General features: G+C 73.1%; 24 protein-coding genes and 1 riboswitch. Of the genes, 14 read left to right on the forward strand and 10 right to left on the reverse strand.

The window, feature by feature from the left end; translation table 11 throughout:
• Window positions 1–33 precede the first annotated feature (33 nt).
• Window positions 34–510, reverse strand: a complete 477-nt coding sequence (locus tag EV383_RS29200; RefSeq protein ID WP_130293166.1) for a hypothetical protein — start codon at window positions 508–510, stop codon at window positions 34–36.
• Window positions 511–610: 100 nt separating this feature from the next.
• Between EV383_RS29200 and EV383_RS29205 the strand changes: the two genes are divergently transcribed.
• A complete protein-coding gene (locus EV383_RS29205; protein ID WP_130293168.1) occupies window positions 611–1144 on the forward strand; it encodes a PadR family transcriptional regulator in 534 nt (177 codons plus the stop codon).
• Window positions 1145–1195: 51 nt separating this feature from the next.
• On the opposite strand, the gene EV383_RS29210 is transcribed toward EV383_RS29205, so the two are convergent.
• Window positions 1196–1699 (reverse strand): methylated-DNA--[protein]-cysteine S-methyltransferase, encoded by a 504-nt coding sequence (locus EV383_RS29210; RefSeq protein WP_130293170.1) that lies wholly within the window; start codon window positions 1697–1699, stop codon window positions 1196–1198.
• 187 nt (window positions 1700–1886) lie between these two features.
• Complete coding sequence (locus EV383_RS29215) at window positions 1887–2519, reverse strand: class I SAM-dependent DNA methyltransferase (RefSeq protein ID WP_130293172.1); 633 nt, start codon at window positions 2517–2519, stop codon at window positions 1887–1889.
• 135 nt (window positions 2520–2654) lie between these two features.
• Here EV383_RS29215 and EV383_RS29220 point away from each other — a divergent pair, with 135 nt between their 5' ends.
• Window positions 2655–3230: a dTDP-4-dehydrorhamnose 3,5-epimerase family protein gene (locus tag EV383_RS29220; protein WP_130293174.1), complete on the forward strand. Its 576-nt coding sequence runs from the start codon at window positions 2655–2657 to the stop codon at window positions 3228–3230.
• A 4-nt stretch (window positions 3231–3234) separates the two neighbouring features.
• On the opposite strand, the gene EV383_RS29225 is transcribed toward EV383_RS29220, so the two are convergent.
• Both EV383_RS29225 and EV383_RS29230 read right to left on the reverse strand, forming a co-directional pair.
• A complete protein-coding gene (locus tag EV383_RS29225; RefSeq protein ID WP_165438544.1) occupies window positions 3235–3690 on the reverse strand; it encodes a DUF1707 SHOCT-like domain-containing protein in 456 nt (151 codons plus the stop codon).
• Between the two features lie 75 nt (window positions 3691–3765).
• Window positions 3766–4167 carry a hypothetical protein gene (locus EV383_RS29230; RefSeq protein ID WP_130293178.1) on the reverse strand — a complete coding sequence of 134 codons (402 nt, stop codon included), beginning with the start codon at window positions 4165–4167 and terminating at the stop codon, window positions 3766–3768.
• A 68-nt stretch (window positions 4168–4235) separates the two neighbouring features.
• Between EV383_RS29230 and EV383_RS29235 the strand changes: the two genes are divergently transcribed.
• A complete protein-coding gene (locus EV383_RS29235) occupies window positions 4236–5012 on the forward strand; it encodes an SDR family NAD(P)-dependent oxidoreductase (protein WP_130293180.1) in 777 nt (258 codons plus the stop codon).
• A 15-nt stretch (window positions 5013–5027) separates the two neighbouring features.
• Here the strand turns inward: EV383_RS29235 and EV383_RS29240 are convergent, their stop codons facing one another.
• Complete coding sequence (locus EV383_RS29240) at window positions 5028–5528, reverse strand: PadR family transcriptional regulator (RefSeq protein WP_130293182.1); 501 nt, start codon at window positions 5526–5528, stop codon at window positions 5028–5030.
• 106 nt (window positions 5529–5634) lie between these two features.
• On the opposite strand from EV383_RS29240, the gene EV383_RS29245 reads away from it, so the two are divergent.
• The 4 genes from EV383_RS29245 to EV383_RS29260 all read left to right on the forward strand — a co-directional run bounded on the left by EV383_RS29245 (window position 5635) and on the right by EV383_RS29260 (window position 9192).
• A complete protein-coding gene (locus EV383_RS29245) occupies window positions 5635–6660 on the forward strand; it encodes an NAD(P)-dependent alcohol dehydrogenase (RefSeq protein ID WP_278044857.1) in 1026 nt (341 codons plus the stop codon).
• Between the two features lie 122 nt (window positions 6661–6782).
• On the forward strand, window positions 6783–7109 hold the full coding sequence (locus tag EV383_RS29250) for a putative quinol monooxygenase (protein ID WP_130293187.1): 327 nt from the start codon (window positions 6783–6785) through the stop codon (window positions 7107–7109).
• 97 nt (window positions 7110–7206) lie between these two features.
• Window positions 7207–8637 carry an MFS transporter gene (locus tag EV383_RS29255; RefSeq protein WP_130293189.1) on the forward strand — a complete coding sequence of 477 codons (1431 nt, stop codon included), beginning with the start codon at window positions 7207–7209 and terminating at the stop codon, window positions 8635–8637.
• A 9-nt stretch (window positions 8638–8646) separates the two neighbouring features.
• Window positions 8647–9192, forward strand: a complete 546-nt coding sequence (locus EV383_RS29260) for a winged helix-turn-helix transcriptional regulator (RefSeq protein WP_130293191.1) — start codon at window positions 8647–8649, stop codon at window positions 9190–9192.
• A gap of 183 nt (window positions 9193–9375) precedes the next feature.
• Here the strand turns inward: EV383_RS29260 and EV383_RS29265 are convergent, their stop codons facing one another.
• Window positions 9376–10569, reverse strand: a complete 1194-nt coding sequence (locus EV383_RS29265) for a L,D-transpeptidase (protein WP_130293193.1) — start codon at window positions 10567–10569, stop codon at window positions 9376–9378.
• Window positions 10570–10871: 302 nt separating this feature from the next.
• Between EV383_RS29265 and EV383_RS29270 the strand changes: the two genes are divergently transcribed.
• Together EV383_RS29270 and EV383_RS29275 are read left to right on the forward strand one after the other, a co-directional pair.
• Window positions 10872–11429: a L,D-transpeptidase gene (locus EV383_RS29270; RefSeq protein WP_130293195.1), complete on the forward strand. Its 558-nt coding sequence runs from the start codon at window positions 10872–10874 to the stop codon at window positions 11427–11429.
• Window positions 11430–11554: 125 nt separating this feature from the next.
• The gene (locus tag EV383_RS29275; RefSeq protein ID WP_130293197.1) at window positions 11555–12373 is read left to right on the forward strand and encodes a class I SAM-dependent DNA methyltransferase; all 819 of its coding nucleotides are present in this window, start codon (window positions 11555–11557) and stop codon (window positions 12371–12373) included.
• A gap of 7 nt (window positions 12374–12380) precedes the next feature.
• Here EV383_RS29275 and EV383_RS29280 read toward each other — a convergent pair whose 3' ends face one another.
• Window positions 12381–14690, reverse strand: coding sequence for a diguanylate cyclase domain-containing protein (locus EV383_RS29280; RefSeq protein ID WP_130293199.1), 2310 nt, complete (start codon window positions 14688–14690; stop codon window positions 12381–12383).
• A 288-nt stretch (window positions 14691–14978) separates the two neighbouring features.
• Window positions 14979–15064: riboswitch (SAM riboswitch) on the forward strand.
• Window positions 15065–15242: 178 nt separating this feature from the next.
• Here EV383_RS29280 and EV383_RS29285 point away from each other — a divergent pair.
• The 4 genes from EV383_RS29285 to EV383_RS29300 all read left to right on the forward strand — a co-directional run bounded on the left by EV383_RS29285 (window position 15243) and on the right by EV383_RS29300 (window position 17555).
• Window positions 15243–15506 (forward strand): hypothetical protein, encoded by a 264-nt coding sequence (locus EV383_RS29285; RefSeq protein WP_130293201.1) that lies wholly within the window; start codon window positions 15243–15245, stop codon window positions 15504–15506.
• Window positions 15503–15994, forward strand: a complete 492-nt coding sequence (locus EV383_RS29290) for an OsmC family protein (protein WP_130293203.1) — start codon at window positions 15503–15505, stop codon at window positions 15992–15994. The genes EV383_RS29285 and EV383_RS29290 overlap by 4 nt, the downstream gene beginning before the upstream one ends.
• A gap of 72 nt (window positions 15995–16066) precedes the next feature.
• A complete protein-coding gene (locus EV383_RS29295) occupies window positions 16067–17017 on the forward strand; it encodes a beta-ketoacyl-ACP synthase III (protein ID WP_130293205.1) in 951 nt (316 codons plus the stop codon).
• 64 nt (window positions 17018–17081) lie between these two features.
• The gene (locus EV383_RS29300; protein WP_130293207.1) at window positions 17082–17555 is read left to right on the forward strand and encodes a hypothetical protein; all 474 of its coding nucleotides are present in this window, start codon (window positions 17082–17084) and stop codon (window positions 17553–17555) included.
• 6 nt (window positions 17556–17561) lie between these two features.
• Here the strand turns inward: EV383_RS29300 and EV383_RS29305 are convergent, their stop codons facing one another.
• Window positions 17562–18137, reverse strand: a complete 576-nt coding sequence (locus EV383_RS29305) for a DUF305 domain-containing protein (RefSeq protein ID WP_130293209.1) — start codon at window positions 18135–18137, stop codon at window positions 17562–17564.
• 356 nt (window positions 18138–18493) lie between these two features.
• On the opposite strand from EV383_RS29305, the gene EV383_RS29310 reads away from it, so the two are divergent.
• Entirely contained in the window at window positions 18494–19069 is a 576-nt protein-coding gene (locus EV383_RS29310; RefSeq protein ID WP_130293211.1) for a hypothetical protein, read from the forward strand.
• 17 nt (window positions 19070–19086) lie between these two features.
• Here the strand turns inward: EV383_RS29310 and EV383_RS29315 are convergent, their stop codons facing one another.
• A complete protein-coding gene (locus EV383_RS29315) occupies window positions 19087–19473 on the reverse strand; it encodes a hypothetical protein (protein WP_130293213.1) in 387 nt (128 codons plus the stop codon).
• Between the last annotated feature and the right edge of the window lie 42 nt (window positions 19474–19515).

A 19515-nucleotide genomic window follows, 5' to 3' on the forward strand; every position in this document is an offset into this window, starting at 1 on the left:
GGTGCGGATGCTCCCCGGCGGGACGGGCGATCCTCAGCCCGAGGCGGACGAGCTCGACGCGGCCGCGGCCGCCGTCTGCTGCTCCCACATCGTCAGCACGACGGCCACCACGAACACCTGCAGCGCCGGGCTCAGGCCGGGGAGCTCGGCGACGGCGCCGCCCTTCCACATGCTCGCCCGCCGGATCGACCCGACCTCGCGGTCGTCGACCACCAGCACCTGGTCCGCCTTCCACATCGACGCCCGCCGGAACCGGAAGAGCCCCTCGGGGGAGTCGACCGTCCAGTTCCTGCGCCCGACCTTCTCCGCGGAGGCCACCTTGGCCTCGTTCTCGTCGGCCATCCCGTACTTGCCGCCCCACATGTTGGCGCGGATCCGGTAGGTGTGGCCGTCGAGGGAGAACGAACCCCCGGACGTCCACCACCGGGACTCGAACGTCGTGACGTCCCGCCCGTCGATGGTGATCCGGTAGGTCTTCGAGAACGCGCCGTCCTTGACCGCTCGCAGCATGGATCACATCACAGCATCGATGCGGCCGGCTCCACCACCACGAACCCGCACATGTCGTTCCGGACAGGTCGAGTACGGTCGGTCACGGGAGGTCCGTCCGATGTCTCTGCGACACGCGCTGCTCGGCCTGCTCGCCGAGAAACCGGCCAGCGGCTACGAGCTGACCCAGGTCTTCGAGGCCAGCCTGCAGCGGTTCGCCTGGCACGCCCGGCACAGCCAGATCTACCCGGAGCTGAACAAGCTCGCCGACGAGGGCCTGGTCACCGTCGTCGGCAGCGGTGCCCGCAACCGGCGCACCTACGGGCTGACCGACGACGGCCGCGCCGAGCTGCACCGCTGGCTGCTCTCCCCGCCGGGCGCGCCGAGTGTGCGCAACGAGTCGGTGCTGCGGATGTTCCTGCTGACCGCACTGCCCCCGGACGACGCGAAGGCGATGCTGGAACGCTTCCGCTCCGAGGGCGCCCACGTGGAGAAGGTCCTCGCCGAGATCCGCAGCGACGACTCGCCGGAGGCGGTGCTGGAGTTCGGCCAGCTCGCCGCCGAGTTCGGGCTGCGCTACTTCCGGATGCAGCAGGAGTGGGCATCGTGGGCGATCGACCAGCTTGAGAAGGCCACGCAGACCTCCCCGGGCTGACGACGCCGGGCTGACGACGCCGGGCTGACGACGCCGGGCTCCCGCCGTCGCTCAGACCCCCAGCGTCAGCTGTCCGGCGCGGTCGCGGGACTCGAGGTCGAGCAGGGCGCGCTTGGCCTCCGTCCCACCGGCGTAGCCGACCAGCCGCCCGTCCGCGCCGACGACGCGGTGGCAGGGCACCACCACCAGCACGGGGTTGCGGGCCATCGCCGCCCCGACCCGGCGCGGGCCGTCGGACGTCAGGCCCAGCCGCACCGCGAGCGCGCCGTAGGTCGTCGTGGCCCCGTGCCCGATCTCGTCGGTCAGTGTCTCCAGGATCGTGCGGTGCTCGCCGCCGACCCGGCCCAGGTCCACCGGCACCGTGAACCGTCGCAGCGTCCCGTCCGCATAGGCGTCGAGCTCCCGGCGGGCCAGGTCGAGCACGGCGCGGGCCCGCGGCTCCGATGTGGACTCGACGTCGGCGGCTCCGAAGCGCACCCGCGTGAGGCCGCCGGCCGACGCCGTCAGCGCCAGCGTGCCGAACGGGGTGTCGTGCAGGATCTGTGCGGTACTCATGCCGGTCCGAACCCCTGACGTGCCGGGACGGTTGCACGGCGGTCACCGGGCGGCAGCGGCGGCACGATGCTGACCACCACGAACCAGATCAGCCCCCGACGCGGCGTGCACGCCGGCTACCGGACCCTCGGCGCCGCGGAGACGGGCCGCGCCCCCGGCCGGGCGGACGCGGGATGAGCGGGGCGGCTCAGCGCACCTGCAGGATCAGCATCCGGCAGTCCACGGACTGACCGGCCCGGTAGGGCTGCACGTCGGCCGAGACCATCTCCACGAGCTCCCCCGCGGCCAGCCGGTCGACCTCGGCACGGAAGCCGTCGGCCTCCCAGATGTCGTCGAGCACGGTCGCCACGACGTGCCCGCCGGAGCGCACGACCCGGACGAACTCGGCCAGCACGGACGGGCCGACGTGCCCGTGGGTCAGCGTGCCCACACACACCACGACGTCGTAGGAGTCGTCGGCGGCCGCGAGCGGCACGGTCAGGTCGGCGGTGTCCAGGTCGCGGTAGGCGCCGGTCGCCCGGGCGCGCTCCAGCATGCCGGGCGAGAGGTCGAGCCCGTCGACCGTCGTGGCGCCGCGGCGGGCCAGCTCGACGCCGGCCAGCCCGGTGCCGCACCCGGCGTCGAGGATCACCGCGCCGGTGCCGGCGACGCGGACGACGGCGTCCGCGGCGTTGCCCGGGGCGACGTAGCCCTGCGTTTCGTCGGTGATGTCCGCGTCGAACGTGGCGGCCCACTCGTCGTAGAGGGCGCGCGCGTCGTCGGTGCTGCTCAACGCGTACGCGCGGTCCAGGTACGGGTTGCCGCCGGTGCTCGTCGCCATCCCCCGAGCATGACTGATCGGCGACAGGAGGGGTACCGCGTCCGGGAGGGCGAAACGAGTTGATCTCCCTCAGCGAGTCCTCAGCGACGGCATGGTTGCATCGGCCAACGGTCGGAGCACGAACAGGAGGTCCCGGTGGAGGTCCATCGCAGCGTCATCGACGGCGTGCTGCAGTTCGTCCCGGTCCCGCACGTCGACGGGCACGGGTTCCGCACCGTCACGTTCGACTCGGCGGTGGCGGCCGCGGCCGGCGTGGACCCGGGCCGGTTCATCCAGGACTCCCAGTCCCGCTCGATGCAGGGCGTCATCCGCGGCATGCACGGCCGGACCGGGAAGGGCGAGTCCAAGCTGGTCCGCTGTGCCCACGGAGCGATGCACGACGTCGTCGTCGACGCGCGGCCCGGCTCGCCGACGTTCGGCCGGGTGGCGACGTTCCTGCTCGACGACGTCGAGCGCCGTCACCTCTACATCCCGGCGGGCTGCCTGCACGGCTTCCAGGCGCTCAGCCCGACGGTCGACACGTGCTACCGGATCGACACCCCGCACGACCCGAGCGAGGACGTCTCGGTCCGGTTCGACGACCGGGCGCTCGGCATCCGCTGGCCGCTGCCGGTCGGGACGACGAGCGCCAAGGACCGGGCCGCCGGGACGTGGGCCGAGCTATGCACCCGGCTCGGCGTCGACACCCCGGCCGAACCGATCGCGAGCTGAGCTCTCAGGTCCCGCGTACGGCGGTGCGGGACCCGCACACCCCGGCGCCGGTGACGGTGCCGATCAGCAGCATCGCGCCCCACGGGCCGAACACCCAGACCGGCCAGAAGTAGCCCGGCGTGCCCTGGGCCAGCGCGATCATGCCCCAGATCAGCAGGCAGACCACGGTGGTCGCCAGCCAGTTCGCCCACATCACGGCCATCGCGACCCGAAGCCCGCGATGCGGGTCCGGCGAGCGACGCGGGCGGCCCGGGGCCGTCCGGCTGCGCACGCCCGGCAGGTCGGCGACGACGGCGTCGAGATCACCGCGGGTGCGGGCCGCGTAGGCCGACCGCACGCGCTCCTCGAACTCGGCCAGCTCCAGCCGGCCGGCCCCGACGTGCTCGCCGAGCAGAGCGGCCGTCCGCTCCCGCTCGGCGTCGCCGATCCTCTGTTCCGCCGTCCTCTGCTGCTCGGTCATCGCCGCCACCCCGCTCGATCCGTCCCGACCGGGTCGAGTCTGGAGTGACGGCGGCAACATGTCAACTCTTACATGTCATGTCCGGATCTTGCGGCGTTTGCGTCCCTTTCCGGGCGCGTCCGCCGCCAGCACCGACAGCGCGCACAGCGCGCCCCAGCCGGCGGCGACCATCGTCGCCTTCTCCCGGCTGTTCTGGTCCGGCAGACCGGTGCCGAGGACCACGAGGTCGGCGATGTCCGCACCGACCCGCACCCCGATGGCGGTCTTGAGCGGCCACCCGGCCGGGGCGAACGCCATCGCGATCCCGGACGCGAGGTCGCGTCCGCCGATCGCACGGGTGAGCACCTTCTGCGAGTCGTCGGCGGTCTCGTGGTCGCCGATCAGCCCGGTCGGGCGGGCGAAGAGTTCGGGCTTGGCGATGATCGCGACGCTGTAGGCGGCCGTGGCGGCGCCGAGCAGTCGGGGGAACCAGGTCATGGATCCAGGTACCCCCATCGGCCCCGTCGTACCCCTACTGTCCGATCATCGACGACGGAAGGAACGCGATGACGCGCTTCGACGGACATGTCGCCCTGGTGACGGGCGGCGCATCGGGCATCGGTGCGGCGATCGGCAGCCGCCTGCGCGGCGAGGGTGCCCACGTGGTCCTCGCCGACATCGACGCCGACGGCCTGGCCCGCGCGGCCGCCGCCGACCCGGACGTCGCGACGGTGGCCTGCGACGTCACCGACAGCGCCGCCGTCGAGGCCGCGGTCGCCGAGACCGTGCGCCGGTTCGGCCGGATCGACTCGGCGTTCGCGGTGGCCGGCGCGGCGCGGTTCGGCACGATCACCGACATCGCCGAGGACGACTGGACGTTCACCGTCGACCTCGTGCTGCGCGGCACGTTCCTCACCGTCCGCCACGCCGCGCGGGCGATGCGCGCGGCCGGCCACGGCGGGGCCGTGGTGATCGTGTCCTCGCTCAACGCCCACGTCCCGCTCTACGGCGGCAGCTCCTACGCCGCGGCCAAGGCGGCGAGCGAGAACTTCGCCAAGAGCGCCGCACTCGAGCTGGCCCCGCACGGGATCCGGGTGAACGCCGTCCTGCCCGGGCTCGTCGCCACCCCGTTGACGGCGCCGCTGCTCGGCGTCGAGAGCGTCAACGCCGACTACCTCGCCCGGATCCCGGCGCGCCGGGCCGCGGACCCGTCCGAGATCGCGGGCCCGTGCCTCTACCTGGCCAGTGACGACGCGAGCTACGTCAACGGCACCAGCCTCGTCGTCGACGGCGGGTGGGAGATCACGAACTACCCGGACCTCGCGCCGCTGCTGGAGGGCTGACCCGGGTCCGCCGGCCTACAGCTCGTCGAGGAAGTCGACGGCGGCCCGCGCCGAGGCGTGCCGCCACGCGACGAGGACCCGGTCGAACGCCGACGCTCCGACCAGCTCGGCCTCCAGCGCGGTGACGATCGGGCCGAGCGCCGCGCGCTGGCGCTCGACCAGCGGCCCGGGGTCGCTGCCCTGCCGGTGGTGGATGGCGAGCTTGAGCAGGAGCTCCGAGCGCATGTCACGGACGTGCGGGACGGGCTCCTCCAGCCACCCGCGGACGGACTCGCGGCCCTGCGCCGTGGCCGTGTAGAGCGTGCGGGGCGGCCCGCCGGCGGCCTCGACGGCCTCCGCGGTGATCAGCGCGGACTCCTCGAGACGACCGATCGCCCGGTAGACGATCGGCCGCGGGATCTGCCAGACCCGCCCGATCTCGCCCTCGGCCGCGGTCAGTGCCGCGACGGCGAAACCGTGCACCGGACGCTCGGTGGTCACCGCCAGCACGGTCCACTCGGGCAGTCCGGGACGCATTCCTCCAGCGTAGGTGCAGCCGTATTCCCCACCGTGAGCTGTGCCGCTCCCGCGAGTGGCCCGACACATCGCCGGGTAGCCATGAGCTATGCCAACGACGAACGTCATGATCACTGAAGGCGCCGAGAAGCCGTTCGAGCGCAGCACGATCGAGCGCCGCGACCCCCGTCCGAACGACGTCGTCATCGACATCAGGTTCGCGGGCATCTGCCACTCCGACATCCACATGGCCCGCGACGAGTGGGGAGGCGGCATCTTCCCGATGGTTCCCGGCCACGAGATCGCCGGAGTCGTGTCACAGGTCGGCGACGACGTGACCCGCTACAAGGTCGGCGACCGGGTCGGCGTCGGATGCTTCGTCGACTCGTGCCGCGAGTGCGAGAACTGCAGGGCCGGCGAGGAGCAGTTCTGCCTCAAGGGTGAGATCCAGACCTACGGCATGAAGGACTACCAGGGCGACGTGACCTACGGCGGGTACTCCAGCTCGGTCGTCGTCGACGAGAACTACGTGCTCGGCATCCCCGAGGGCATCGGTCTCGACGCCGCCGCCCCGCTGCTGTGCGCCGGCATCACCACCTACTCGCCGCTGAACCACTGGAACGCCGGCCCCGGCAAGAAGGTCGCGATCGTCGGCATGGGCGGCCTCGGGCACATGGGCGTCAAGATCGCGCACGCGATGGGCGCCGAGGTCACCGTGCTCAGCCAGACCCTGTCCAAGCAGGAGGACGGCGAGAAGTTCGGCGCCGACCACTACTACGCCACCTCGGACTCCACGACCTTCGACGAGCTGGCCGGCACCTTCGACCTGATCGTCAACACCGTCTCCGCGTCGCTGCCGGTCGACTCCTACCTCGGCCTGCTGCGCGTCAACGGCGCGATGGTCAACGTCGGCGCCCCGGCCACCCCGAGCGAGTACATGGCGTTCTCGCTGATCATGGGACGCAAGACGCTGGCCGGCTCCAAGATCGGCGGCATCCGCGAGACCCAGGAGATGCTCGACTTCTGCGCGAAGCACGAGATCGGCGCCGAGATCGAGACGATCTCCGTCGACCAGGTCAACGAGGCCTACGACCGCGTCGTCGACTCCGACGTCCGGTACCGCTTCGTGATCGACACCGCGACCTTCGGCTGATCCCCGTGGGCGTCGGAGATTGAGACGCCCGCCGGCTGTCGCCGCGTGGAAGACTGCGCGGCGACATCCTTCTCTCTGCGGTCCGTCGTGACCGGAGGAACCGACTCATTGCGGAGGTACCCGTGATCCTCATCGTGCTCAAGGCCCAGATCCGTCCGGACAAGCGCGAGGAGTGGCTCTCCGGGATCTCGGAGTACAAGAAGAACGTGAACTCCGAGCCGGGCAACATCTCCTTCGACTACCACGAGAACTTCGAGAAGCAGAACGAGTTCGTCATCGTGGAGGTCTTCAAGGACGACGCGGCCGGCGGGGAGCACGTCAAGACCGACCACGCACAGAAGTTCTTCGACTTCATGGGGACCGTCGTCCCGGAGAAGCCGCTGATCAACTTCCAGAGCGAGGACGGCAAGGACGCCTGGGTCGAGATGGGCGAGGTCACTCCCCGCTAGGGACCGGACCCACGACGGGGCGGCGGCCACACGGCTGCCGCCCCTCGTCGTGTCCGGGTCTTGTGCCGGGCCCCACCCTTCCGTAGCTTGAGTTTCTGTGAGCAACTCAGAGCGGCGGACACCGCACCCGACGGCGGTGCTGGTGATCGTGTCCTCGGCGGCGTTCCTGTCCAGCCTGGACCTGTTCATCGTCAACATCGCGTTCCCGGACATCCGGGCCGACTTCCCCGGCTCCGACCTCGGCACGCTGTCCTGGGTGCTCAACGGCTACACGGTCGTGTTCGCCGCGTTCCTGGCCCTGGCCGGGCGGATGGCCGACCGGTTCGGACACCGGCGGGTGTTCCTGATCGGGCTGGCCGTGTTCACCCTGGCCTCGGCCGCGTGCGCCGCGGCACCGTCGGTGGGCACGCTCGTCGCCGCCCGCGCGGTGCAGGCGATCGGCGCGGCGATGGTCGTCCCGACGTCGCTGTCGCTGCTGCTCGCGGCCTACCCGGCCGAGCACCGCGGACGGGCCGTCGGCATGTGGGCCTCGATCGGCGCGGTCGCCGCCGCGCTCGGGCCGCCCATCGGCGGGCTGCTCGTGGCCGCGTCCTGGCGGTGGGTGTTCCTGGTGAACCTGCCGGTCGCGGCCGCCGCACTGGTCGCCGGTGCGCTCCTGCTGCGCGAGTCCGACCGGGCCCGGATCGGGGTACCCGACGTCGCCGGTGCGGTCGGGCTGGTCGCCGGCGTCGGCGCGCTGGCCTGGGCGCTCGTCCGGGCCCCGGACGCGGGCTGGACCGACCCGCTGACCCTCGGCGCGCTCGTTCTCGCGGTCGCCGCGCTGGCCTGGGTCGTGCGGCGCTCGCGACGCCACCCCGTCCCGGCCCTGGACCTCGACGTGCTGCGGGTGCCGGCGATCGCGCTGTCCGGGCTCGCGATGCTCGTGTTCACCGCCGGGTTCGCCGCGATGCTGTTCGTCAACGTGCTGTTCCTGACCGGGACCTGGTCCTACTCCGAGCAACGGGCCGGGCTGGCACTGGCGGCGGGGCCGCTGGTCGTCGTCGTGGTCGCGCGGGGCAGCGGGTGGCTGGTCGGGCGGTTCGGGATCGGCGCCGTCGCCGCGGCGGGCGGGCTCGCGTTCGCACTCGGGCCGCTGTGGTGGGCGCTGCGACTGGGCCCGTCGCCGGACTATCTGCTCGGGATGCTGCCCGGCCAGCTCCTGACCGGGCTCGGGGTGGGGCTGATCCTGCCGTCGCTGTCCGGCGCGGTCGGGGCCGTGCTGCCCGCGCGGCAGTGGGGGTCGGGGTCGTCGCTGATCAACACCGCCCGGCAGGTCGGTGCCGTGCTCGGGATCGCGTTGCTCGTCCTCGTCCTGGGCACCGCGGGCGGGACCGGGACCGACCTGCCCGCGATGCGCGACGGCTGGGTGATGCTGGTCGCCGCCGGGGTGCTGACCGCCGTGCTGGCCGGGGCGCTGGCCGTCACCGGGCGCGCGGTGGGACGGGCCGCGGGCAGCGCGGACCCGGTCCCGGCGGCGTCGGATGCGTAGCCTGTAACCATGACCGAGCCTGTCCGCGAACCGGGTTCCGAGGTGCCATGGTCCGAGGCCCCGGACTCCGGCGTCCCGGCCGGGACGCCGTGGCGCGAGCTCGACAGCAGCGCGTGCTCGATCGCCCGGACGATGGACGTGCTCGGCGACCCGTGGACGGTGCTGGTCGTGCGCGACCTGCTGCACGGCGTCCGCCGCTTCGACGACCTGGTGGCGCACCTGGGCATCGCCCGCAACGTGCTCACCCGACGGCTCACCGGGCTGGTCGAGGCCGGCATGGTGCACGCGGTCGACTACCGCGAGCCCGGGCGTCGCACCCGCAAGGAGTACCGGCTCACCCCCGCCGGGCAGGACCTGCGGCCGGTGCTGCTGGCCCTGCTCGCCTACGGCGACCGGCACCGCTCCGACGCCCCGCCGATCGTCGCCGAGCACGACGGCTGCGGCGGGGCGGTGCACCTGGAGACGGTGTGCGAGCACGGGCACCGGATCGGGCCGGACGACCGGGTCCGCAGCACCATCGGGCCGGGTGCCCGCCGCCGCGCCGACGCGAGCTGAGTACCCGGGATCAGGTCCCGGACGTCGTGGTGCCGCTCTGGGCCGTCCTGCGTGGCGGACGCGCCGGGCGGCGTGCCGCCGGGGTCCGCCACCGGGGCCTCCCGGTCCCGTCGGCCCACCGGTGAGGTTGCCGGGCGGCCCTGGCCTCCCCGTGTGGTGATCATGTGACCCGCCTGTGCGGGCCTACCGCGCGGCCGACATCGCGGTCCACCTCGCCCAGGGGATCGTCCAGTCGTAGAGGTCGCCGTCGGCCGCGGACAGCGTCACCGGGCTGCCGGTGACCTCGACCGGGTCGCCGATCAGCGTCGCGTCGTAGAAGGCCTTCGCGTTCCTCTCGTTGATGTTGATGCAGCCGTGGGTGAGGTTCTGCTGGCCGATCGCGTCCAGGGTGAGCGGGTTGAAGTGCACGAACTCACCGTTGTTGTTGATCCGCACCGCCCACCGCACGTAGATGTTCGCGTAGCCGTAGGCCGGGTTGGACAGGTACTTCTCCGGGTCCTTGTTCGTCACCACGTGCGTGCCGGCCCGGGTGACCAGGTTCAGGTCGTCGCCCATCCCGAAGCTGGCCGGTGCGGTCATGATCGGCTTCCCGTCCCGGTAGACGACGATCCTGCGCGCCTTGGCGTCGGCCTTCGTGACCTGGTTGCGGCCGACGACGAGGTGGTTGGTCAGGTCCGCGGCGCCGAACGTCCCGCCGCCCATGTCCACGCCGAACAGGTCCGCCCGGACGTCGACGACGGTCCCGCTGCGCCAGTACGTCTTCGGCCGGAAGTGGATCCGGGACCCGTCGGCGGTGTCGGGCAGCCAGGCCCACGCGCCCTCGTTGGGCTGTGACATCCGGATCGTCAGCGCCCGCTGCACCGCGGCGCGGTCGCGCACCGGCCCGTCGAACTGCAGCACGACCGGCGCCGCGACCCCCACCGTGGTGCCGTCGGCGATGCTGAACCGGGCCGCGCGCAGCTGCTCCGGGACGCTGGTGCGGAACGTGCCGCGCAGCGCCAGCGGGCGCCCGTCGTCGCCGGTCGCCGAGCCCGACCAGGTGTAGGTCCGGGCATAGCCGAGCGGGGCCGTCGTGGTCCAGGACCGCCCGTCCGGCGAGAGCGAGCCGGGGACGCGACGGCGGTCGTCGCCGGTGAGGGTCAGCGCGGTGATCCGACCGTCGTAGACCGTCACCGAGGCCGGGCCGGACGGGTCCACCCCCGACGCCCCGACGGCGGGGACCGGCACCGCCCGGACGGGCTGCGGTGGGGCGGGAGGGGCGGCGACGGCCGAAGCCGTGACGGGTGCCGCACCGCCTCCCGCGCCGACCGTTCCGGCGACCACGACGGTCGCCACCAGCAACCCCACGGCGCCGAGCACGCCCCGGATCCCACTCATTCCCCACCCGACCTTTGCGAGAGCCACACGCAGTGGTGGGGATGATCCCGCTTCCGGGTGACGGATGCACGATCGTGAGCATTCGGACGCAGCCTCCCCCGCCGTACGGTCCAGCCGCGGGCCGGTGCAGACTGTAGGGCGGACTTCAACTGTGACGGACCGCGACGGAGCGGTCACGCAGCCGAATATTGATCACTTTCACGACGCAACCCCGCGCGGGGTCCGGACGTCCTACGGACGAGACCCGCAGACCGCCCACTCCTCCCCGGTGGGCGTCGCGCGAACGGCGAGGAGCGCTAGCAATGAGCAGCAATCGGCAGGCAGGCACCCGACTCAACCGCCGGGTGGTCGCGGGCGTGCTCAGTCTGGTCGCCGCGGCCGGCGTGGCGCTGGCCGGCTCGGCCGCCGCGGACTCACCGGCGGCGGAGAAGAACCGCGCCGAGCCGCTGGTCGCCGGGACCCCCTGCACCGCGACGGCGAAGGCCTGCGTCGACCTCGACTCCCAGCAGTCCTGGCTGTTCAAGGACGGCAAGATCATGAGCGGCCCGATCAAGATCTCCTCGGGCGGCAACGGCCAGGAGACCCCGATCGGCCACTCGCTGCGGGTCTACCGCAAGGAGGCCGACCACAAGAGCCAGGAGTCGCGGCTGCCCAACGGCGACCCCGCGCCCATGCCGTGGTCGGTGTTCTTCAACGACGGCGGGATCGCCTTCCACAGCGGTGACCCGAACCGCTCCTCGGCGGGCTGCATCCACGTGCCGGACGCCCAGGCCAAGGGCTACTTCGACTACCTGCAGATCGGCGACCAGGTCCAGGTCCTGCGCCTCGGCGAGGAGAAGGCGGCACGCGGGATCAAGTAGACCACGGTTCACCGATTCGGACGATCGGCGCTCGGAACCCGTAACGGGACGACGAGATCGACTCGATGAGGGGATGACGCAGGACGGCCGGTGACCGTCCCCCGACATCCCTCCAGGAGACCTCGATGGCCGGCTCCCCGCCCCGTACCTCTCCCGTCGACCTCGCCCGGCGGGCCGTCCGCCGGACGCTCAGCGGGTCCGTGCGGGCCGCCGCCACCCCGGTGCGGGCGCTGGCCCGGGCCGGGCGCGACGACGCCGACCCGCGATGGGCGGGCACGGCCTGGATCTGGCAGCCGGGCTGGGGCAAGGGCTGCCACGACCGCCTCTACCGCAGCGCGAACCCCTACGGGATCGACGGGAACGCCTACGAGCAGCAGAAGTACGACCGGGTCCTCGACGCGCTGGCCGGACGGCGCTTCGGGCGGGTGCTCGAGGTCGGCTGCGGCGAGGGCGACCTCAGCGAGCGCCTGGCCGGGGTGACCGACGAGCTCGTCGGCGTCGACATCAGCGACGCGGCCGTGGCGCGCGCCCGCACCCGGGTGCCGTCGGCGACGTTCGAGACCCGCACGCTGCCCGGCGCGATGCCCGAGGGCACGTTCGACCTGATCGTCTGCACCGACGTCCTCTACTACTGGGAGCCGGTGACGCTGCGGGTCGGGGTGGCCCGCCTGCTGGAGCGGCTGCGCCCCGGCGGGGTGCTGCTGGCCTACCACTACCGCGGCGACTTCGGTCAGATCGGCAGCGCCGACGCCGTGCACGCGCTGTTGCGCGGGCACACCGGCACCCGGGGCACCGTGAGCGAGGACTGCGACGGCGTCGGTCCCGGTGGTGTGGGTGCCCTGTTCGACGTCGTCACCGTCCCTGCCGCGGTGCCCACCGTCGCCGTTCCCGGGCAGCGCGTCGGGACGGTCGACCTCCCCCGGAGGGTCGACGCCGGCTGGTGAGACGGGCTCACTCGCGCCCGCGCGGGAGACCCCGTTCCGGCGGGGCGACCTCGTAGACGTGGTGGCGGTTGCGTCCGGCGGACTTCGCCCGGTACATCGCGGTGTCCGCGTCGCGCAGGACCGCCTCGGCGTCGAGCCCGCGGCGGGCCAGCGCGATCCCGATCGAGACCGTGACGACGTGCAGCGTGCCGTGGACGTCCATCGGCTGCGCCAGCGACTCGGCGATCCGCCGGGCCACGCTGCGGGCGCGGCGCAACGCCTCCGCCGCCGAGTCCGCGGCGCTGCGGGCACCGTCGCGCTCGCGGGGCGGCGCTTCCAGCACGACCACGAACTCGTCCCCGCCGGTGCGGGCCAGCGTGTCGCCGCCGCGCAGCACCCCGGCGATCCGCTGCGCCGTCACGACCAGGAGCGCGTCGCCCGCGGCGTGCCCGTGCGTGTCGTTGACGGTCTTGAACCCGTCGAGGTCGCAGAACAGCACCGGTGTCTGCGCTCCGTCGCGGGCCCGGTCGATCACCTCGGTCAGCCGGTCGCCGAGCGCGCGCCGGTTGACCAGCCCGGTCAGCGGATCGTGGGTGGCGGCGTGGGCCATCCGCTGCTCGGACTCGACGACGTCGGTGATGTCGCGGGAGACGCCGAGCAGCTCGGTGACCCGTCCCTGCGGGTCCCGGGTGAAGGGGGTGACCCGGCGGGAGAGCCAACGGTGGCTCCCGGACCCGTCGCGCACCCGCACCCGCAGCGGCTGGACGTCGCCGTCGAGCAGGCGGGTCGCGGCCTCGTTCGCGGCGTGCAGCGCGGGGCGGTCCTCCGGGTGCACCAGGCTGGGCCCGTCGCGGCGGTCGAGGTCGAGCACCTGCTCCGGGGTGAACCCGAGCATCGTCTCCACCGAGCGCGAGGCCCAGAGGACGGCGTGGGTGCCGGCGTCGGCGATGAAGATGATGTCCGGGCTGGCCGCGAGGACCGCGTCCTGGAACGTGACGGCGGCCTGCAGCCGGGCCTGCACGACGCGTTCCCCGGTGACGTCGGTGAACGTGGCGACGGCCCCCAGCAGGCGTCCGTCGCCCGCGGTGATCGGGCGGGCGTGCGCGACGACCTGGTGGTGCGGCTCGCCCGGCGGCTCGATCCGCAGCTGCAGTCCGGTCAGGACCTCCCCGGCCAGGGCGCGACGCAACGGCGTCCGCGACGGCGGGACGGGACCGTCCGGTTCGGACACCGACAGGCGCTGCGCCAGGACGTCCGGGTCGACCGGCTCGTCGTCGGCGACGCCGGTGATCCTGCGGTGCGCCGGGTTGCGCAGCACGATCCGGCCGTCGGCGTCGCAGGCCAGGACCCCGGCGTCGACGGTCTCCAGGACGGCCCGGTCGAACTCCAGCCGGTCGGCGAGTGCGCGCAGGGCGGCGTCGCGCTGGGCCACCGTCAGCGTCACCACGAGCACGGCGAACACGCACACCACGAGGAACGTCTGGACCAGGGCGAGCGGTGCGTACGGGGACGAGACGGCCGCGGCCGCGAACGGGCCGCCGCCGTGCACCGTCAGTAGCGCCACCAGCAGCCCGACCACCAGCACCTGCCAGCCGACGGTCCGGGGGCCGAGCCGCAGCCCGGTCCCGACCAGGACGGCCAGCGGCAGGAACGCCAGCGGCCAGGTCTGGCCCGGGGCGAACGCCGCGACGGTCGTCCCGACCGCGAGCACCCACAGGCCGGCGGCCTCGGCCGGGTGGCGCCGCCGGCGGCGCGGCGGAAACGCCATCACCAGCGGCACCAGCAGCAGGACCGCCGCCGACCGCGACGCGACGAGCGACCAGAACAGCTGCACGGGCTCGTCGGACAGCGGCGGCGGCGCGGTCGGGGTCATGACGGCCGCCGCGACGAGCGCGCCGGCCGCCGCCGCGAGCAGCAGCCGCCCCAGGTCGGGGAGCGAGCGCAGACGCAACCGTCCCGCGAGCAGGAGCCCGGCGGTGGCCGCCTGCACGACGTCCCCGAGCGCCCACCCGACGACCACCTCCGGCGGGCGACCGACCAGCAGCCGCAGCACCGCCCCGGCGACCCCCACCGTGAGCAGGACCGCCGCCATCAGGGCGGCCCGGCGGGCACCGGACGGCGCGCGCCACCGCCCGCACCCGCCCGCGGCCACCGCGACCGCCACCGTCGCCGGGGCGACCCCCGGCCACCAGGCCCGCAGCCCCGTCCGCGACTCGGCGACCTGGATCGAGAGCAGACCGAGCCCGACCACCGCGACCGCGGTCCCGGCCAGCAGCCCCGCCACGACGGGCGGCCCGGGCGGTCGCCGACCGGGCCGGGTGCCCTGCGGCAGGGTCATGGGACTCCCGGGGTGGGGGCCGGCCGCTCGGTGCGGGGGACACCGGGCCGGGACGTCGCGGGCCGTGGGGAAGATCGGTTCGGCCGGAACGGCAGCAGACTATCCCGGCGGTGGTCATGATCACCACGATCGGAGGAGTACGACCTCGGCTCTTCATCGCCCACCGTCACCAACTCGGCAGACGAGTGATGCGCCAGGCCCCTGGCGGTCCGTTCGTCGTCAGGGGAGTGACGTGGCCCGGCCACCGTCTCCTTGACACTCCGCCTCCGCACCGGGTTTGCTGGGGACTTGCCATCCTGAGCGGCCGAGAGACCCGGATCGACGACGCCGCAGCAACCCGCACACGTGGGTGCTACCGCCGGGACCGATGGGAGACCGACGTGAAGACCCCGGCGAACGACGCCCTCGCGGTGTCGGTGTGGTCGAAGTCGATCTGGTGCAGGCGTCGCCACGTCGACCTCTGCCGGACCGGAGCGGCGCTCTGTCGGTGATGCCTCGCGGCCCCGTGGCCGCCGACGCGTCCCGATCCCTCGCACCTTCCGGAGCATCCGCATGTCCACACCTGCCACCGCCCCACTCCGCACGCCCGCACCGTCCCGGTCCCAGCGCCGCTCGGCCGTCGGCGACCGCCTGCTCGACAGCCTCGAGGCGCTCGTCGCCCGTCACCGTGCGCTCGCCCCGCACTCCCCGGAGGATCGGGGCCTGCACGCCGAGCTGATCACCGCCGAGGTCGCGCAGGAGCTCGCGATGGCCCGCCGGGCGCTCGCCCGCACCCCGCACCTGACCGTGGTCGAGCAGCCGGAGGACGATCGATGAGCGCCCCCGTCGTCGACCCGGCGACCCTGCTCGACGCCGCCGTCGCCGAGATCGACCAGGACGCGGCCAACGCCCGGATCTCGTTCCTCGCCACCGGCTCCGGTGCCGACGGCGTCCGGATCCGGCGCGAGTCCGGCGCGCCCGACGAGCCCGTCGACCTGGGCGGATCGCTGAACCCGGTCGAGCTGGCGCTGGCCGCGCTGGTCTCGTCGCAGATCGCGACGTACCGGTACCAGGCCTCGGCTCTCGGGATCCCGCTCGACGACGTCCGCGTGGACGTCGAGGGCGAGCTCGACGTCCGTGGGTTCTTCGGACTGGAGGGCACCGTCCGGCCCGGCCTCGACGACGTCCGGATCGCGGTCCACCCGCAGGGACCGGCGCCGGCGGAGGACTACGTCCGGCTCCTCGCCGAGGTCGACGCGCGATGCCCGGTGCTGGACCTGTTCCGGGCGCCGCCCACGGTGAGCACGAGACTCGTCACGTCCTGAAATCGAACCGGGCGGTAACCGCACCGCGAACTACAGTGGGTTCACACCTACGACAGGACGCGGGTCCCGTACATGCCATCTCGCGCGGCCGTACTGACCGGCATCGGTCACAGCCTGCCACCGGACGTCGTGACGAACCACGACCTCGCTGCACGTCTGGACACCACCGACGAGTGGATCCGGACACGCAGCGGTATCGGGTCACGTCACATCGTCCGGGGCGGGACGAGCACCTCCGACCTGGCCGTCGAGGCCGGGACGCTCGCCCTGAAGTCGGCCGGGGTCTCGGCGGTGGACATGGTCGTCGTGGCCACGAGCACCCCGGACCACCCGGTCCCGGCCACGGCACCGGCGGTGGCGACCCGGATCGGGCTCGGCACCGTGCCCGCCTTCGACCTCAACGCCGTGTGCTCCGGCTTCCTCTACGGCCTGGCCACCGCGAGCGCGATGATCACCGCCGGGCAGGCCGGCTCGGTGCTGCTGATCGCGGCGGACACGTTCTCCACGCTCGTCGACCCCGAGGACCGGGCCACGGCGTTCCTGTTCGGCGACGGAGCCGGGGCGGTCGTCCTCCGCGCCGGGACCCCGGGCGAGGCGGGCGAGGTGCTGGCCCTGGAGATGGGCAGCGACGGTGACGGCGAAGACCTGATCATCGTCCCGGACGCGGCGACCCCGTTCGCGATGCAGGGCCAGGCTGTCTACCGGCAGGCGGTGGCGCGGATGACCGAGTCCGCGCGGACCGTCATGGACCGGGTGGGCTGGGGCGTCGGCGACGTCGACCGGTTCGTCGGGCACCAGGCCAACCAGCGGATCCTGGACGCCGTCTGCGACCGGCTCGGGCTGCCGCGCGAGCGGGCGGTGAGCAACCTCGAACACGTCGGCAACACCGCCGCCGCGTCGATCCCGCTGGCGTTGTCGCAGGCCGCGGCCACGCTCCGTGGGGGCGACAGGGTCGTGCTCTCCGCGTTCGGCGGGGGCGCGACCTGGGGCGGGGCGGCGCTCACCTGGCCGTCCCTGCTCTGATCGATTCTCGTCGCACCGACAGGTGGCGGTATCTCCCGGCGCAACGGCTGCCTACCGTGAGTGCATGACGGTGAATGCGGACAGCCCGGCAGGAATGACCGACGCCCAACGCGTCGTCACGATCCCGGAGCTGAGCGCACCGAGCTACCTCCAGTCGGTGCTCTCCATCGCCTACCGCGACGAGGGCAACAGCGTCCCGCTGACGGTGGCCACATCGGCCGGGCTCGTGTTCGGCAACGCCGTGCACCCGACGGCCTGGCTTCACCGTCTCGGCGAGCAGCTGCGCGACCTGACCCGGGACGACCCGCACAACGAGTCCGCCCAGGCGATGGCCTCGATGTTCGACCAGATGGCCGAGGAGCGCAACGACGACACCCCCGGCCGGGACATCCCGATGAAGGACATCCACTGGATCTACTTCACCGACGCCCTGATCGCGCCCGTGCACAACGCGGTGCCCGCCTACCAGGAACCCGCCTGCTGGCAGATCGCCCTGCGTGACGTCACCGGCTGGACGATCGGGCTCCCGCCGGCCTGAGCGCGCTCACGATCCCGGCAGGTCGGCGGCCAGGCGGCGCAGCTCCGGGAGTTCGCCGGTGGGCGCGGTGGAGATCGACGTCGCCAGCTCGCGGGCCGGGCCGAACGTCCCACCGTCGAGCTCGAGGCGCGACATCTCCGCGGCCCCCGTCTCGCTGTCGGCCGACGCCAGCAGCACGTCGCGGTCGAACTCCGCCGCCGGTGCCGCCGTCAGACGGGCGAGCGTCGCATCGTCGATCCAGCCGGCGGCCGCCGTCGCGTCCCCGGACTGCGGGGTGAGGCCGAGCTCGGTGACCCAGCTGGTGAGCCGCTGCTCCTCGGGTGTCTGCTCGGCGACGATCCGCCGCCCGAAGGCCCGCACGCGAGGGTCGGTGCCCCGGGCCGCGGCCAGCTCACCGACCTCGATCGCCCGCCGGTGGTGCGGCAGCATGTGCTGGACGAACGCCGCGTCGACCGCGGTGGGCCCGCCCGCCGGCGCCGGCTCGGGAGCCTCCGTGGCGGACAGCCGGCTGCACGCCGCGGCCACGGCCAGGAACGCCGCGACGACGAGCACCGCGCGGGAGGCCGTGCGGACCGTCGCCATGGAGCGAGTGTGCTCCGACGGGCCCGTCCCCGCCCGGCTCCTCGCGTGGACCGGCAGCTCCCGATGTCCTCGCCGGCGCCGTCATGATCGATCTGTGGGTGACGATCGGTGCCACCCGTGGCACCGATCGCACCTCACAGATCGATCATCCCGCTGCGCCGGTGGCGACGGCACCGATCCACACCGTCGGGGTAACGCTCCGTACCGAATCGACGACGCATCACCCGTGCGGCATGGAGAAACCTCTCCACACGATCGAGCCGCGGCGACGTCGACCGCGGAGGATCTTGGTGAGTGGGCGGAATCAACCGCGCGGACCGGACGGTCGGTGGATCAAGAGTTCCGGTGTCCTCGCCGTGATCCTCGCCGTGGTCGTCGGAATCGGGATCAACGGCGGCGCGATCGGGTCGTCTGCCGGAAGCAGCGGTGCCGCCGGAAGATCCGGGACCGGTAAGACCCAGTCGAAGGCACGCGACCGCGACACCACGGCTCTCGTCCGGCGTTTGACCGATCAGAACCTCCGCGTCGAGGTCCTCTCGACGTCGTCGGACGACGACTGCGCACGACTGTCCTACGGGCAGGTGAGGAGCTACTTCGCCGCGAATCGATGCGCTGCGATGTACCGCGTCCTCCTCCAGGTGACCGACCGTCGGCAGGCAGTCGCCGTCGTCGCCGTCGCGTCGGTCGACATGGCCGACGAATCCCGAGGACGGAGGCTCAAGACCCTCGTCGACACCTACGGGACCGGGAACATCTCGGAGTTGACCAGCTCTCGTCGGGCGCTCCGCGGCGTCCGGTGGACCGGTCAGCACTACGTGTCCATGAGGGACGGAACCACCATGGTGAACGCGCAGGCTGAACCGGTCGGCCGGACCGCCGCCGCCGCGAAGGTCGCCGGGATCGCCGCGACGGCCGTGACGACGGCTCCCTGAGCACGGACGGCGCCGTCTCAGGACCGGTGCGACGCACCCGCTCCGTCGAGGAGGAGCGACTTCCAGATCTTGCCCTCGCGACGCCCGGACGTCACGTCGCCGATCGACCCGGCGGCCGAGATCAGCTCGGGACCGACCAGCTCGGCCACCGACCGGCTCAACGACGCGGGCGCACCGTTCGGGCGGGTCAGCGAGATCCGGTACCGGGTGCCGCCGACCGTCGCCTTGAACCCGCCGGAGAAGTAGTACCAGGGAAACGTCACCCCGCTGACGGCGTCGACCGGCTCGTCGAAGACGACACCCTCGTCGCCGGTGAACGACAGCCGGCCGTCGACCAGGGCCAGTGCACCCGGCGTGTTCATGATCCCGTTCAGGATCCAGGCCGGACCGATGTGGTTGTTCATGCTTCTCCTCGTCTCCGCTGGTCGGATGGCCTGATCGGCCCG

It is taken from the genome of Pseudonocardia sediminis (genome assembly GCF_004217185.1).
GTDB classification, from domain to species: Bacteria; Actinomycetota; Actinomycetes; order Mycobacteriales; family Pseudonocardiaceae; genus Pseudonocardia; species Pseudonocardia sediminis.

Excerpts from the sequence above, each read along its gene's own strand:
- EV383_RS29200 (WP_130293166.1), bottom strand. The coding sequence starts at position 510 with ATGCTGCGAGCGGTCAAGGACGGCGCGTTCTCGAAGACCTACCGGATC.
- EV383_RS29205 (WP_130293168.1), top strand. The coding sequence starts at position 611 with ATGTCTCTGCGACACGCGCTGCTCGGCCTGCTCGCCGAGAAACCGGCC.
- EV383_RS29210 (WP_130293170.1), bottom strand. The coding sequence starts at position 1,699 with ATGAGTACCGCACAGATCCTGCACGACACCCCGTTCGGCACGCTGGCG.
- EV383_RS29215 (WP_130293172.1), bottom strand. The coding sequence starts at position 2,519 with ATGGCGACGAGCACCGGCGGCAACCCGTACCTGGACCGCGCGTACGCG.
- EV383_RS29225 (WP_165438544.1), bottom strand. The coding sequence starts at position 3,690 with ATGACCGAGCAGCAGAGGACGGCGGAACAGAGGATCGGCGACGCCGAG.
- EV383_RS29230 (WP_130293178.1), bottom strand. The coding sequence starts at position 4,167 with ATGACCTGGTTCCCCCGACTGCTCGGCGCCGCCACGGCCGCCTACAGC.
- EV383_RS29235 (WP_130293180.1), top strand. The coding sequence starts at position 4,236 with ATGACGCGCTTCGACGGACATGTCGCCCTGGTGACGGGCGGCGCATCG.
- EV383_RS29240 (WP_130293182.1), bottom strand. The coding sequence starts at position 5,528 with ATGCGTCCCGGACTGCCCGAGTGGACCGTGCTGGCGGTGACCACCGAG.
- EV383_RS29245 (WP_278044857.1), top strand. The coding sequence starts at position 5,635 with ATGATCACTGAAGGCGCCGAGAAGCCGTTCGAGCGCAGCACGATCGAG.
- EV383_RS29260 (WP_130293191.1), top strand. The coding sequence starts at position 8,647 with ATGACCGAGCCTGTCCGCGAACCGGGTTCCGAGGTGCCATGGTCCGAG.
- EV383_RS29265 (WP_130293193.1), bottom strand. The coding sequence starts at position 10,569 with ATGAGTGGGATCCGGGGCGTGCTCGGCGCCGTGGGGTTGCTGGTGGCG.
- EV383_RS29270 (WP_130293195.1), top strand. The coding sequence starts at position 10,872 with ATGAGCAGCAATCGGCAGGCAGGCACCCGACTCAACCGCCGGGTGGTC.
- EV383_RS29275 (WP_130293197.1), top strand. The coding sequence starts at position 11,555 with ATGGCCGGCTCCCCGCCCCGTACCTCTCCCGTCGACCTCGCCCGGCGG.
- EV383_RS29280 (WP_130293199.1), bottom strand. The coding sequence starts at position 14,690 with ATGACCCTGCCGCAGGGCACCCGGCCCGGTCGGCGACCGCCCGGGCCG.
- EV383_RS29285 (WP_130293201.1), top strand. The coding sequence starts at position 15,243 with ATGTCCACACCTGCCACCGCCCCACTCCGCACGCCCGCACCGTCCCGG.
- EV383_RS29290 (WP_130293203.1), top strand. The coding sequence starts at position 15,503 with ATGAGCGCCCCCGTCGTCGACCCGGCGACCCTGCTCGACGCCGCCGTC.
- EV383_RS29295 (WP_130293205.1), top strand. The coding sequence starts at position 16,067 with ATGCCATCTCGCGCGGCCGTACTGACCGGCATCGGTCACAGCCTGCCA.
- EV383_RS29300 (WP_130293207.1), top strand. The coding sequence starts at position 17,082 with ATGACGGTGAATGCGGACAGCCCGGCAGGAATGACCGACGCCCAACGC.
- EV383_RS29305 (WP_130293209.1), bottom strand. The coding sequence starts at position 18,137 with ATGGCGACGGTCCGCACGGCCTCCCGCGCGGTGCTCGTCGTCGCGGCG.
- EV383_RS29315 (WP_130293213.1), bottom strand. The coding sequence starts at position 19,473 with ATGAACAACCACATCGGTCCGGCCTGGATCCTGAACGGGATCATGAAC.